Source organism: Duncaniella muris (assembly GCF_003024805.1).
Lineage (GTDB): Bacteria > Bacteroidota > Bacteroidia > Bacteroidales > Muribaculaceae > Duncaniella > Duncaniella muris.
Genome location: NZ_PUEC01000049.1, coordinates 1 through 13843, shown reverse-complemented (window position 1 = coordinate 13843; position 13843 = coordinate 1). Strand labels below are relative to the sequence as shown.

17 protein-coding genes are annotated in these 13843 nt (G+C 50.9%); 15 read left to right on the top strand and 2 right to left on the bottom strand.

Features of this window, described 5'->3' with window-relative positions:
* Positions 1–470 precede the first annotated feature (470 nt).
* Both C5O23_RS13490 and C5O23_RS13485 read left to right on the top strand, forming a co-directional pair.
* Positions 471–962 (top strand): hypothetical protein, encoded by a 492-nt coding sequence (locus tag C5O23_RS13490; RefSeq protein WP_107033437.1) that lies wholly within the window; start codon positions 471–473, stop codon positions 960–962.
* Between the two features lie 41 nt (positions 963–1003).
* The gene (locus C5O23_RS13485) at positions 1004–1429 is read left to right on the top strand and encodes a hypothetical protein (RefSeq protein WP_133166578.1); all 426 of its coding nucleotides are present in this window, start codon (positions 1004–1006) and stop codon (positions 1427–1429) included.
* Positions 1430–1850: 421 nt separating this feature from the next.
* On the opposite strand, the gene C5O23_RS14250 is transcribed toward C5O23_RS13485, so the two are convergent.
* Positions 1851–2147 carry a hypothetical protein gene (locus C5O23_RS14250; protein WP_107033435.1) on the bottom strand — a complete coding sequence of 99 codons (297 nt, stop codon included), beginning with the start codon at positions 2145–2147 and terminating at the stop codon, positions 1851–1853.
* Between the two features lie 251 nt (positions 2148–2398).
* Between C5O23_RS14250 and C5O23_RS13475 the strand changes: the two genes are divergently transcribed.
* Positions 2399–3019 (top strand): antirestriction protein ArdA, encoded by a 621-nt coding sequence (locus C5O23_RS13475; protein ID WP_107033434.1) that lies wholly within the window; start codon positions 2399–2401, stop codon positions 3017–3019.
* Positions 3020–3223: 204 nt separating this feature from the next.
* Here C5O23_RS13475 and C5O23_RS13470 read toward each other — a convergent pair whose 3' ends face one another.
* Positions 3224–4120, bottom strand: coding sequence for an Abi family protein (locus C5O23_RS13470; RefSeq protein WP_107033433.1), 897 nt, complete (start codon positions 4118–4120; stop codon positions 3224–3226).
* A 93-nt stretch (positions 4121–4213) separates the two neighbouring features.
* On the opposite strand from C5O23_RS13470, the gene C5O23_RS13465 reads away from it, so the two are divergent.
* The 12 genes from C5O23_RS13465 to C5O23_RS13405 all read left to right on the top strand — a co-directional run bounded on the left by C5O23_RS13465 (position 4214) and on the right by C5O23_RS13405 (position 13752).
* Positions 4214–5224 carry a Clp protease ClpP gene (locus C5O23_RS13465; RefSeq protein WP_107033432.1) on the top strand — a complete coding sequence of 337 codons (1011 nt, stop codon included), beginning with the start codon at positions 4214–4216 and terminating at the stop codon, positions 5222–5224.
* Between the two features lie 21 nt (positions 5225–5245).
* Positions 5246–6205, top strand: coding sequence for a hypothetical protein (locus tag C5O23_RS13460; RefSeq protein WP_107033431.1), 960 nt, complete (start codon positions 5246–5248; stop codon positions 6203–6205).
* A 3-nt stretch (positions 6206–6208) separates the two neighbouring features.
* Positions 6209–6784 (top strand): hypothetical protein, encoded by a 576-nt coding sequence (locus C5O23_RS13455; protein ID WP_107033430.1) that lies wholly within the window; start codon positions 6209–6211, stop codon positions 6782–6784.
* 2 nt (positions 6785–6786) lie between these two features.
* On the top strand, positions 6787–7464 hold the full coding sequence (locus tag C5O23_RS13450; RefSeq protein ID WP_107033429.1) for a phosphoribosyltransferase: 678 nt from the start codon (positions 6787–6789) through the stop codon (positions 7462–7464).
* A 33-nt stretch (positions 7465–7497) separates the two neighbouring features.
* On the top strand, positions 7498–8103 hold the full coding sequence (locus C5O23_RS13445) for a hypothetical protein (RefSeq protein ID WP_107033428.1): 606 nt from the start codon (positions 7498–7500) through the stop codon (positions 8101–8103).
* Positions 8104–8325: 222 nt separating this feature from the next.
* Entirely contained in the window at positions 8326–8643 is a 318-nt protein-coding gene (locus tag C5O23_RS14485) for a hypothetical protein (protein WP_153062500.1), read from the top strand.
* Positions 8609–8884: a hypothetical protein gene (locus C5O23_RS13435; RefSeq protein ID WP_107033426.1), complete on the top strand. Its 276-nt coding sequence runs from the start codon at positions 8609–8611 to the stop codon at positions 8882–8884. Before C5O23_RS14485 ends, C5O23_RS13435 begins: the two co-directional genes overlap by 35 nt.
* A complete protein-coding gene (locus tag C5O23_RS13430; protein WP_107033425.1) occupies positions 8884–9552 on the top strand; it encodes a hypothetical protein in 669 nt (222 codons plus the stop codon). The genes C5O23_RS13435 and C5O23_RS13430 overlap by 1 nt, the downstream gene beginning before the upstream one ends.
* A gap of 223 nt (positions 9553–9775) precedes the next feature.
* The gene (locus C5O23_RS13420) at positions 9776–11434 is read left to right on the top strand and encodes a hypothetical protein (RefSeq protein WP_107033423.1); all 1659 of its coding nucleotides are present in this window, start codon (positions 9776–9778) and stop codon (positions 11432–11434) included.
* Between the two features lie 289 nt (positions 11435–11723).
* Positions 11724–12212 (top strand): RNA polymerase sigma factor, encoded by a 489-nt coding sequence (locus tag C5O23_RS13415; RefSeq protein ID WP_107033422.1) that lies wholly within the window; start codon positions 11724–11726, stop codon positions 12210–12212.
* Positions 12205–12855, top strand: a complete 651-nt coding sequence (locus C5O23_RS13410; protein WP_107033421.1) for a DUF4974 domain-containing protein — start codon at positions 12205–12207, stop codon at positions 12853–12855. The genes C5O23_RS13415 and C5O23_RS13410 overlap by 8 nt, the downstream gene beginning before the upstream one ends.
* Positions 12856–12858: 3 nt before the next feature.
* Positions 12859–13752: a carboxypeptidase-like regulatory domain-containing protein gene (locus C5O23_RS13405; protein ID WP_107033420.1), complete on the top strand. Its 894-nt coding sequence runs from the start codon at positions 12859–12861 to the stop codon at positions 13750–13752.
* Positions 13753–13843: the final 91 nt, after the last annotated feature.

Below are 13843 nucleotides of genomic sequence, written 5' to 3'. Positions count from 1 at the left end.
CATCGAATCACGCTTACCGGCGAAAGCGTCCGTAAGCTTAAAGCTATAAAAAGCCGATAAGACAAAATAAAATTGACCCCGTCGGCCAGAACGTTTTCAGGGGTCAATTCAAAATATTTTCAGGGGTTAATTCAACCTTGGCCTAAGGGGTCATCCGAGCCTGGGTTTTCCAGTTGACAAAGGTAGTCAAAATCGCATTTTTGGAAAAATCCATATCCAAACGTTGACAAACTACTCTTTATCTATTTATAGGGTAAAATAGATAAGTAATTGGTATGTTGCGGCTTCCTGCCACCGGCTTATGCCGCTGTCAACGTGTCAACGCTGTCAACCCTGTGGCATATATCCTCTCTTTTTCGCCGATAATATTTTTCTTCGGAGGGGTTTCCCTAAGTTACCCATTCTTGCTCTTGATTATTAGGCTAACACGCTGATATATGGTAACTTTGTATGTACCAATCGGCTATGTTATGAGCGACCTTTGTATCTATTTGCCTCTGGAAGACTATCTCGCGCAGTGGTTCGTCAGCGAACACGGCGGCGATGTGCCGGTGCATCTTACTCGCGGCTCTGTCGAGAGTAAGACGCTCGAACTGTATATGGCGAAGCTGCCGGAGGGTGTGGAGCCGGAGGTCTGCGCCGACGGTAAACTGGCCGTCAGGATTCCGACGTTCCGCAACCGTCCGCCGGAGACATACAATTTCCTGCCGCCACGTGCGCTGTCGATGTTGCTCAATCTTATCCGCAACCGCTTCGACATTCAGCTGTGGGAAGAGCTGCATCACTTCGGCAAGATAGGCAAGCGTCAGGACGAGCTGATTTATGCGTGGATGGAGAAGCACGGCATCGAGCCGACGGAGAAGAACTGGAACGCCATCGCCAAACGCTATCAGCGGCAGCGCGACATCTATCTTCACCGCAAACGCGCAGAAAAACAATATCTGCGTAAAAAATCTCATTGATTTCAGCACTTCATTTTTTCAATTATGCTATTTCTGCTATAATGCGTACTTCTACACAGATACTTCCCGGAATAAAGGCTATCGGCTGGATTGACTGTCGACACTTGCCGCGCCGCGTCGACCTGTCGGCTATTTGTGGCATGACGGTGGCCGTCCTGACCGACGTTCATCCGATTGCCTTCTTCGACGAGCCTACCTGCGAGTGCAAGACAAAGAAGGACGGTGCCGGGTACGAGGACACCGCCACATTGAAGTTCCTTACCGACAGGAAACTTCCCCGGAATCCTTGCCTGGGGTTTGTCGTTACCGATGTCAACGGCAAGTCTTACCTTCTCGGCTCGCTCGAAGCTCCGCATCCGCAAGTGGAGTCGGAGCAGCGCTGCGGCCTCCCGTCTGGCGATGCCGCCGGATATGAATACGAAATTAAGCACGTCTCCATCCGCTCGATGGTGCCGTGCGTGATATGATATTCTTTTGCATCATAAACAGTCCCAATCATTTTGCCGCAGTGATGCGGCAGGTCATTACAGATTTTGAAGTTGTTAGGCCGCTGGCGCGTGAGGCATCGGCGGTTTTTTATAGGTAGAGCCGTCGCGGAGAGCGACACCTTGCAGGAGTGAGGAAGGGGTCAGATGCAGCGGAACATTCAGCGGTGCTGCCATAATGTGGTCTCATTGAACAGTACGGCATCATAATCGGCGTGAGCGGTGGCCCATCTTTTCGTTATTCGTGGTCGTGGTACACGATGTGGCGGGTAAACTGTCCCATGTCCGCAGTAGCCCTGCGGGTGTCGGCTTCTCTGCAAACTCCAATCGTCAGCGGTACGGCATCGGCTACATACCTGTCGCATCTTTCTCGCTCCGTGGATTATGGCGGTCGTAATCCCCCTCAGACATTGCCCTCGATTTTCAGCGGTAGGCGGTGTAAGTTCTCATAGTCCAAGCCATAATTAAGGAATGGGCGGGCATCGTCTATGTGGAATGCCTTGCAGGATAAAGCGGTGTCGTTGTCGCCGAGCAGGTCAAACCACAGACCGCGAGCCTTCATTGCACTTGCCATATTCGTAAGCACCGACGGACTCCGGGCGCACATGCATCCGCTCTTGTTGACAGCTCCCTGCTCCGGGCATGCTGCCCGTCCGGCTGTTCTTCTGATTCTTGATGTTGTGTTCACCTGTATTCTCATCGCTGATTTTTCGGGACAATTGTCTCATTTAGTTTTCCTGTCGCAAAGGTAGGGCTGACCGCAGACTGCACCGGTGGCTTGCCCTCCGGGATTGCAAACAACATTTCAAAATTCTTCACCCTCCAGGACCCAAGAATTTACCGCCGTGGCTTGAAATAACGTTTGCAATTCCGCTTCCTCAGCTCTCCCAATTATTGCAACGTAAAACTTAAAAAATGAACCAAATGTCAAACCCTCAAAATTTTACAGCAATGAGACTACAATTCGGAGAACTCAACATCACTCCAAGAGTCGAAGAACGACTCGCCGAACTGGGCTACACGTCCGAAGAACTTCAGGAAGCGGTCAGCGAACACAAGAGCGGCTGCGACGGTGAACCCTCCGTCTACGTCGGTACTTACGGCAAGTACAACGAAGGCTCTCTCTGCGGTCTGTGGATCGACCTCAGCAGCTTCAGCGACTACGACGAGTTTATCGACTTCTGCAACGCAATCCACGCCGACGAGCCCGACCCGGAGCTGATGGCCCAGGACTACGAGGGCTTCCCACGCCAGTGGTACAACGAGGGCTTCATGTCCGAGGAAGACTTCGACCACATTCAGGAATACACGGAGCTGTGCGACAAGTACGATGTCGATGCCGTGGACGATTACATGGAGTTTGAAGATACGCTCGACAACTTCGAGGAAGCATACTGCGGCGAATGGGACAGCGAGGAGGACTTCGCCCGACACATCGTCGAGGAGTGCTGGGACATTGAAAGAACGATGGGCGACCTCTCGCGCTATTTCGACTATGAAGCCTTCGGACGCGACCTGTTCATGTACGACTACAACATGGGCGCCAACAATCACGTGTTCCGCCGCATCTGACCCCTCCTCCCTCTCTCCTTGCAGGGTCGCCCTCCGGGGCGGCTCTTGTAATAAAAATCGAGGTCGTGCAGCGAAATGCACGACCTCTTTTTTTCCCTTTTATAGTGTTGGCAATGAGCCTTAAAGTCATTACCGGCACTTTTGATGTTGCAAAGGTACTTCTTTTTTATGATATAACAAAATTTTCAGAGAAAAGGTTGTTGTTTACTTTCTATGAAGCTGGTCTAAACCACTGATTGTCGTGAGAATAGACTTTACTTCCGGATATGCTCCGTATTTCGATATCAATCTATCTATGTCGGTAAGCATATCATTGTATCGGTTTTCCGATACCTGTCTCATCATATATAACGCTACTCGTAAAGCTCCATTGAGATTTTGATTTTCGCCTATGCCTTTTTTCATTGCAGGGCCTTTGCGAATCGATTTCTCAGGAGTAAAGTCATACAATACATTTCCGTGGGCACATGTATTTCGCAGATTCTTGATGATGTCAAGATAATTCTCAAACGTAACCAGTTTTTTTATCCCGAATTGGTTGGCAATCTCTAATTTCAATTCTTCATCTTTGAGCGATTTGAAAAGATTGACAACCTCACCGAGAGTCATAAACTCCAATGTTTTCCACGCCGGAGCGAACTTATCATTTATATGATGCCTATGGTGCAGGGCGATAAGCGGCGTTTTTTCAAGTATCTGCCTATAAACCTTTCTTTCAAACGAGGCCGCTTGCTTACGGTTCACAACAGACGTATCTACAAACCAAGTTGGACTATTAACATAATGATTTGAGACGAGGTATGCTACTTTCGTTCTAAATGCAATCTCAATGCGACTTAATGGCTTGAGGAGAATATTTCTCAAATTAAAATCAAAATAATATAGCTTTACAGCACTGTCAAAATCCGTACCATCTTTGAATTGATGTGTTCGGTGATGTTTTTCCGGGTATGTCTGTTCAAATGGGAACCAATAGAACCCCATACGGAAATAGCCTACATCAAAAAGGATTTCTTTCGCTTTATCCTCATTTGATATAGTCATGTTACGGCTTCGCAATAATGCGATTTGCTCGTCTAATGTTATAGCTTTTCGTCCCATATCAAATGCAAAGTTAGCGATTTTTTCTGAGAAATCGGTGTCTTTTCTCCTATTATTATGTGGCTGTAACTTCGTGGCAAAGTTATTTTTGCCATGTCAAAGACCGCATACAATATCTCACTCAAAGGTTACGTCGGAGGCTACGACTTCGACCGCTCGACCGTTGACCGCGAACTCGCCAGGAACGAGGGGAAGCAGGTTAACGTCCTAATCGACAGCCTCGGCGGCTCGCTCGCCACCGGCCTGTCTATCTCCGCTGCCTTCAAGAACCACGGCAACGTCAATGTGCATTTCGTGGGACTAAATGCCTCCGCCGCCACCATCGCTTCGCTCGGCGCGGCCCACATCTCCATCGATGCCGGGGCCATGTACCTCGTGCATAAATGCTCGATGGCCTTCTTCGAGTGGGGCAGTCTTAACAGCGACCAGTTCGCAACGCTCATCGCCGACTGCGAGAAAATCAAGGCCGGCCTCGACAAGCTCGACCTTAATTGCGCCCAACTCTACGCCTCGCGCTGCAAGCGCAAGACGGAAGACCTTCTCGCCTTGATGAAAGTAGGCGGCTGGCTCACGGCTAAGGAAGCCCTCGACTGGGGATTTGTCGATGAAATCACAGACCTTGCCGATGAACCGGCTCCGAAGCTCACCGATGCGCTCGCTTCGGCTATGGCCTCGGAGGGTATGCCGATACCGAACATCCCTGTTGCGGAAGTCGACAAGGACAGTGCGTTTTCTCGCTTCCTCGCCGCCCTGACTTCCTTCTTCAAACCGTCAACCAATCCCATTACCACCGCAATGATCAAGACTTACACCTTCTTGTCGGCTATCCTCGCCGACAAGCCGCTGACCGTCAAAGACGGTGCGGCTACGGTTACAGTGGCGCAGCTCGACGCCATAGAAGACGCGCTCGCCGAGAAAGACCGCCTCTGCAACGAGCAGAAACAGACCATCGCAGACCTTCAGGCCAAACTCGCCAAGACTCCGGCGGAGCCGTCGAAGCAGGTTGTCGAGGACAACAAGCCCGGCGAACCCGCTCCCAAAAACGACGTCGAGGCCTTCGTTGAAACTTTCAACTCGGCCCGCGCCCTCTACAACGAAGTCTAACCCTAAACTCTCCATACCACAATGGCAGGTAAATTTTCATTCACTCTCCAAGAGTATCAGGAGGCCGCGGTCAAATACCGCCCCGACCTCCTTATGCTCCCGATTATCGGTATCGGCGACACGCTTCAGTTTATGACGGGTCGCCCCGGCATCCGATACAAGGAGCGCGTCGGCAACCTCACAGGCGACGCCCAGTTCGCTCCCTACAATCCCCAACGTGCCGTGGACTACAACCTCGGCATCGAATTCCGCGACCTCGAAACCTACTTTGGCTCCGTTGTCGCTAATTTCGAGCCTAACTCGGCCATCTCGACCCTCTTAGGCACTGGTGCCACAAAGGGGGACGGTCAGATGACTACGCCCACCGCCCGCCACGTCCTGGCACGTATCGCCAAGAACCTCTCCGAGCATCTGAACGATGCGGTATGGAACGGCAGACGCAACGCCGCCGGTAACACCACCGCCGACCTTTTCGACGGCTTCGACACGATTACCGAAAAGGAAATCGCCGCAGGTACCATCGCAGCCGAGGAAGGCAACTATATGAAGTTCGACGATGCCATCACTGCGGCCAACGCCGTAGACATCGCCAAAGAAATCCTCTTTTCGCTCGACCCGCGCCTCCGCGCCCAGGACCTCTATCTCTATTGCTCGCAGGACTTCGTCGACAAGTACAACGAAGGCTACCTGCTTACCCACGGCGGCATACCTTACAACACCCAGTACGGACAAGGTGCCGTGGAGGGTTCCAACGGCAAGCTGAAGTTCTGCCCCCTCTACAACAAGGCCGGATCGAAGTTCATGCACGTATCCACCAAGAGCAATATGCTCGTGGGCTACGACCAGATGGGCGATGTCGAAAACGTGCTGATCAAGGAGTTCGCACCCTTTATCCTTTCATACATCGCCACTATGTTCTTCGGCGTTCAGTTCGAGACTATCGACAAACGCCGCTTCAAAACAATCGAAATCGCTGTGTAAGCTATGGCTAAAACTTGTACCTCTATTCAGAAATCGCTCGGATGGTGCCAGGGCACCCCCGAGCTGCCCGGCGTGAAGCGCCGCATATACTTCCTCGCCAAGTCGTTCATTCTCGGCTATCCGCAGTTGCCGCGTGATGAACTGGGCCGTGCCACTTCCGCAGTTCTGGCCGGAAGCTATACGCTTGCCGCCGATGCGAAGTGGAAGTATATCGACATTCTTCCCGACAAGTCGCAGTTGACCTCCGAGGCGCAGGGCGAGCTGCCCTCGCAGACTCAGCTTAACAAACTTGTCGCCGTTCACCCCGGCGTAGGCGCGGAGGCTTCCGCTGCCGCGGCCTACATCAACAACACCGACAATGTTTTCATCGTCGAGGACATGAAAGGCAACTTCCGCGTCCTCGGCAACGACAAGTGGCTCACTAAGGCGACTGTCGCCCAGGATCTCGGTCAGGGTGCCACCGGCACGACCTCGACAACTATCAACGTCGAGGCTACCGACGAAGTGCCGGCACCCTTCTATGTCGGTACGCTCGAAACCGAGGACGGCGACATCGACTGCTCAGGTAAGGCCGCGTGAGCATGGAACCGAACAGAAGCGTCAGGAATGGGGCGATAGAGTTGGACGAGATGTTGAACGACATCGAAGTGCCTTCGCTTGACGTTCCCGACCTCGACGCTTCTTTTGCTTCTCCGGCTCCGGCCAAAGACCTGTTCGCCGAGAAGAAACGTGCGGCATGGAAAGACGTGCAACAGGCGGAGGCCCGTTGCGACTTCGCACCTAACAAGGTGCGAATTTCCTACCGCAATCCTGCTTTCGGGATAATCTCGCTCTGGAAGAAGTCGCTCTATGGCCGGACGCTGACCGACATTAAAAGCAACCCCGATATGGTGGAGTTTTTTGCTACCAACGTCGCAAAGCTCATCGGTCAGATACTGGGCTGCTCGCTCGCCAATGGCGACTGGTGCCTCGTTACCTCGCCCAAGCGTCGCCACAAGGTCAGAAATTTTGCCTCGCTCATTTCTGCCCGGCTCGCTGAACTGCTCGGCATACCGTTCTACGAAGATATTGCCGAGTGCCACTCGAAGCATCGTGTCGGTGCAGTGTTCACCTTTGGGGCAGAGCCACCAAAGGAAAACAACATAATCGTATTCGACGATTTTGTTACCACCGGCGCAACGATGATCTCGATGCGAAATCTTCTCATGCCGTTGCAGAAAAACCTTGTTTTCTTCACGGCTATATCAAATAAAATTTGACCCCTCGCGCCAAATTAAAATTGACCCCCTCAAATGGACCACAAATTTACCGAACAGATACGACAGTGGCTTGAAACACATGAAGACGAGCGCGACTATGCAGTCGGCGCACTTTATCTTTTGAAGTTGTCGGGCAATCAAATTCTTTACAAGAATATTGTTGCCGCTCTCGACCGTCGCCATGACATTATCGAGTACCAACTTCAAAAATATTACAACTTCCGCGTTCAAGCCTTGACCCATGCGCAGGTCGAAGAAATGGCCGCACAGGTGCAGACCATTGCCGACGAGCATCATCTGACCGATGATGCTTCTACCGAGCCGGAAGATGAACGTCGCCTCGGCAAGCGCGAAGACCACGACACGCTGCCCGACGAAATCAAGGCGAAGTACGTTGAGAACCTTTCGCTTCTCCAACGTATGCGCGAACTGCATCTGCGCCTCCGCTCGCTATCGCTTGAAAACGCGACCTGCCCGGACTCCGAGCGATACCCGTTCCTCAAAGAACTTATATCGCTCGACAAGAAACTCCATACCAACTGGGAGGCTTACGATAGGTATGTCATTGGTCAGAGTGACGAGGGCAAAAGTAGAAAAGCCGCCCGCGCCACCCCGAAGAAGAAACCTCGTAACTCATAACTCTGACCTCATACCTATATGAAGCGCACCGCCTCGATAGACCAAATCCTACGGCCACTCTCAGATACACCTTTTCAAGCGTATCTGAGTAATGCAGTCCAAGTGGCCGACATTCTCGAATGGATTTTGTCGCAGGTCGGTGTCGCGGAAGTCTGGCAGACTTCCTTCTCCATCTCCGAGGAGTTTCTTCGCCGCTTATTCTTTATTACAAAGGATAAGCGCGTGAGCCGGATTAACCTTGTGCTCGACCACAAGGCGACCAACAAGACGCTCAAACTCTGGGCGTTCATCACCCAAGTTATCGAGCGAACTTATCTTGCTGACAATCACAGCAAGATTTTGTTGGTGAAATCCGAGCGCGGCGACACGGTCAGCGTCATCACCTCGCAGAACCTAACTCGCGGCAACCGCCACGAGTCTGCTTTCATCTCGACCTCTCCGGAGATTTTCGCTAATCTCCATGCGCAGGTCAACGACCTTATCACAAACCATTCAGTTCCACTCCATGACCTATTCAGAGAACGACTTGCAGCAGATTGAAAAGTTTGCGAGCATATATTTGAAGATAAGCGACATGGCCGTGATACTCGATATTCCGGCTGATGTGCTGCGCTCCGACATCGCCGACCGCAGTTCGGACGTGTCGAAAGCCTACCGCCGAGGCAAAGCCGCCTCTAAGGTCAAGCTCCATTCTCAGGAAATGATGCTTGCACAGGTCGGCTCGCCGCTCGCTATCGAGAACGCCCACCGCAATTTGCTCGATATGGAGGACGACGAGTAATGAGCTACCCCAACGCCATAGAAGTATGCCGCGCCGAACTCTTTACAAAGGAGGTCGAACTGCGCGACCGTTATCCGCAAGCACTTGTGGATAAGGTTTTGCGCGTCCGCGAAATGTATAACTGGTTCATCGCCAATCCCGACGGCACAGACCGCGAGTTTGTCGCCGAGGTCTGCCAACGGCATGGCATACACCGCACTACGGCTTATTCTGACCTTGCCGTTGTCAAGTCGTTGCTTCCTATGCTTGGAAGTGCAAGCCGCGACTTCCACCGTTGGCGCACAAATGAAATGCTTATCGCCACTTACAAGATGGCCGAGAAGCGTAAGGACAGCAAGACGATGGAACGCGCCGCAACCGCCTACGGCAAACTGAACCGCGTTGACCTTGAAGACGAACAGGCAATACCGCTCGACCAAATCCTCGTTCAGCCCTTCACGGCCACCGATGACCCGCGTGTCCTCGGCATCGAGCCTATCCCCAACATTGCCGACAAAATCTCGGCAATGATTGAGAAGTACCGCAAGGAAACTATCGACATCGAGGACGTGGAGTTCGAGGAAGTAGATTTAGAGTTCGACAAACTTTTCCCCGACAGCCCACAGGAAACCGACCCAAACGAATCCAATTTATTGATAGGTAACAATATACGCAAAGATGCAACTTAGGGTTATCACAATAATGGCGAACCATAATGACTTTCTTCTGATCTGATTGATGTTTGGTGGCATCTTCATCGCATTTACGCGATTTCTTAATTTAACTGCGCGAACAGCCATAAAGGCGATAAACCCAATAAAAGCTAATACACCAATCAACATTAATATCGTGAGAAGTTTGTCAGACATTTCCATGCGCTTATTATTTTGATATGCAAAGTTAATGATTTTTATGACACAATCATCAAAACATCCGCACATTCACTCATCAGAGAAACAAGTCTACTTTAACAAGCCGCAGCGTCTCACGCAGCTTATCGGCGCGAACACTTCCGTTATCGTCGCAGGGCGACGCACCGGCAAAACGGACAGCATAGCTGCTCCGTTTGTTCTGCGCAATATGCAGCGTATGCCCGGCTCGACTGGCGGCATCGTAGTGCCTACCTTCAAGCACGGACTGACTAACACTATTCCGGGCTTGCTCGCCGCTTGGAAACGCTGGGGATTTATCGAGGGCATACATTACGTTGTCGGTAGGAAACCGCCGAAGTCGTTCCGTCAGCCCATCATCGACCCGAAAGATTATGAACACGTCATATCTTTCTATAACGGTTCGGTCGCAGTGATTATATCACAAGACCGGCCCGGCAGCTCCAACTCGCTCACGCTCTCATGGCTGCTTGTCGATGAAGCGAAGTTTATCGACTACGCCAAACTGAAAGACGAAACGCTACCGGCCAACGGCGGCATAAAGTCGCACTTCGGAAAGCACTCCTTCAATCACTCAATTATGATATTGAGCGATATGCCGCAGACCCAAAAGGGCAGTTGGTTCCTCCATTACCGCGACAAAATGGACTCGGAGCTGATTGCAACCATCGAGGCCACGGTCTATGAGATATGGCGCACCAAAGAGCGCATCCGCGCTCTCAACGCCTCCGGCGCCGAAGTGCCGCCATATCTCAAAGGCTACCTTCGCCGCCTTGACCGCGACCTGAACAAGATGCGCTCCGTCGCGGTCTATTACCGCGAGTATTCCTCTATCGAGAACTTGCAGCTTCTCGGCGAGAACTACATAAAGCAGATGAAGCGCGACCTTACTCCTTTGACCTTCCAAACCTCTATCCTTTGTCAGAGGATCGGAATTGCAAAGGACGGCTTCTATTCCTCGATGCGCGAGGGCCACAAGTACGACGCCAACGATAATCAGTACCTCGATACTCTCGGATATGATTATGACTTCTCGACGCTCGACGCCCGCGCCGACAAGGACGTTGACCCCGACGCGCCCATCTGCATAGGCATGGACTACAACGCCAACATCAACTGGATTGTAGCGGGTCAGCCACGCGACCGCCGCCTCAATGTAATCAAGAGCTTCTACGTCAAGTTCGACCGCAAGATACCGGCACTCGTCGAGGACTTCTGCCGCTATTACGCCGCCCACCGCAATAAGACCGTGGTCTATTATTACGATGCTACGGCCCTCGGCTCCAACTATGCCGTCAACGACCAGGACTTCCATTATAACGTGGTAAGGGAGTTTGAACGGCATGGTTGGCGCGTCGAATCCGTGTACCTCGGAAACCCGATGCACCACCACGAGAAGTACCTTCTCATCAATAATGCGTTTGCCGGAAAGCAACGCCTTATGCCATTCTTCAACCGCTCGAACAACGAGGACTTGATTCTCGCGGTGCAGTCAGCCGGTGTCTCCAATGGTCGCAACGGCTTCAAGAAAGACAAGTCAGGCGAGAAACTTGCCGAGTCGGAAGAAGACCTGCTCGAACACCGCACCGACGGCACCGACGCTTTCGATACCCTCTACATCGGAGCGGAGAAATTTCCGTATCGGGATGCTTTCAGCCTCCCGACTTCGGGAATTTTGTAGCGGCTGCGAACGGCGAAGCCCTCGCGTGTGGGCTTACAGCGTATGTCGGCTTTGCCGGTACGCGGTCGCAGAGCAAGATCCACCGCAAAAATTTCCATTTCACGATAGTTTCTCGCTGTCAATGTCAGGCGTAATATAAACCTTATCCGTGTCTGGCTGAATTTTAAGACAAATTGCGTTAATCGTAATTGCTCGATTTTCAGTACCTTTGTAGTCGAAAATGAAATTTCCTCAAATTTTTTTTGCTTTCAGCGTTGAGTTTTCAGGAAGTTGTGTGTCTATATAGTGTATGACAGACAGAAACGACATAGAGCAGCTTTTCAAAGCACATTACACGCAGATGTTCCGGTTGGCCGTGGCACTTCTGCACGACGATGATCTCGCGCGCGACATCGTCCATGATGTGTTTTTATCGTTGCTCGACGACAGTTCAAACCTCCTGATTTCCTGCGGTTATCTTCTGAAAGCGGTGCGCAACCGCTGTCTGAACCATATCCGCGATTACAGTATTCATCAACGAATAGCCAACCGCTATTTTCTTGACATGGAGGAATACGATACCGAGGACTGGCCCGATGAGGAAACCATTGCAAAAATGTATGCCTTTATCCGCAATAATATTTCCCCACAAGCTCGCCAGATTATGGAACTGCGATTTTCCGACGGCATAAAGTTCTCACAAATCGCAGAGGTTATGGGCATCAGCGAAACTGCCGTATATCGTCATCTGAGTCATGCGCTGTCAATAATCCGTAAAAAACTCAGCGAAAATGGATAAATACAAACTTGTGCTTGATATTATCGAGCACCCCGACAAATATTCGTCGGAGAAGTTGCAGACTATTCTTTCCGACCCCAAGACGAAAGAGTTATACAATCTGCTCTGCAAAACGGATTCGGCAATCGAGGCCAACAAAGAGGTCGATATCGATGCCGAATGGGAGGTCTTCTCGCATAAGCATAACCACACACCACATCGCAGGCTCTTTGCTTGGTTCGGTAGCCGTGCCGCCTCAATAGCTGTAATTGTCTTTACTTCTATCGTTGCGGTTGCCGCAGGTATTGCCATAACCGTTTCGGTAACGGAGCGCAAGGCCGAGCCGATGGCTAATGCAGGAGCTCAACAAAATGCCTCTGCCGTCACCGTTTCTGTTCCCGCAGACAGTACCGCCGTGCCGACCGACACCGTAAAAGCTGACTTGACCCCGATGATGTTTGAGGATGAAGCCCTTGAAACCATTATGGACGCAGTCGCCAACCGCTACGGCGTTGATGTTAAATTCAACAACAAGGAAGTCGCATCGCTACATCTTTATTACAAGTTCGACCCGGCATTGACGCTTGACGATGTAATTGCGCAGCTCAACACATTTGAGCAAATCAATATTAAACAGAATAACAAAACCTTAACCATTGACTGAAAAATGAAGATTGTCCTTACTCTGGTATTGGCCGTCATGACTTGCTTTTCAGCCAATGCCTATAAATTGAATTACACATTCAGCGACACCCCTGTTTCAGCGGCTATCGTCAGAATAAGCAAAGACCACCCGGACATCAACATATCCTTCATATACAAGGAACTCGGCAACTACCGCACATCGGCAGTAGTCCGCACTGACAACGCTTACGATGCCTTGCGCAAAACTGTCGGGCTTAACCCTGTTTCCGTAATCAAGAAAGGAAATGATTACTATATCGAGGCTCTGCAGCACGGCAAATTCGTTTATACCGGCACCGCCATTGGCGACGACAACGAACCGGTTGCGGCTGCAACCGTTTGGCTTCTTGCCCCGTCAGACTCCACCGTAATAACCTACGGCGTAGCTGATGCCTACGGTCGCTTTTCAATTCCATGCGACCGTCGCGGCGTTATCGCCAAACTCAGCTGCATGGGCTATAAGACAACCTACCGCCGGAGTGTCGGATTTAATCTTGGCAATATCGTTATGCGTGTAACCGCCACCCAGTTACATCAGGTAACTGTGGAGGCCGAAAATGCGACCCTATACTCTGACAAATCGATATATATGCCAACAACGGCACAGAAAAACGCATCGCAATCAGGCTCGGAATTGCTCAATCACATGGCAATACCCCAGTTAAGCATTATTTCAGGGAACTCAATTACTACCAATGGCGGCAAACCTGTAGCTGTATTCATTGACTATCTGCCGGCATCAGAGAGCGACTTACTGGCAATGCGTGTTAGCGATGTGAAGCGCGTTGAATATCTTGAATATCCTTCTGACCCACGGTTACAAGGGAATCCGTATGTAATAAGAGCTTGTTTAAAAACAAATGTGAATAATAAATAAGCATCAGTCAATATTTCAGGCATTTATGCTTTGGTGATTGTTTAAATAAATGAATAACCAGAAACAAAACCAAAGAATTATGTATCTGACA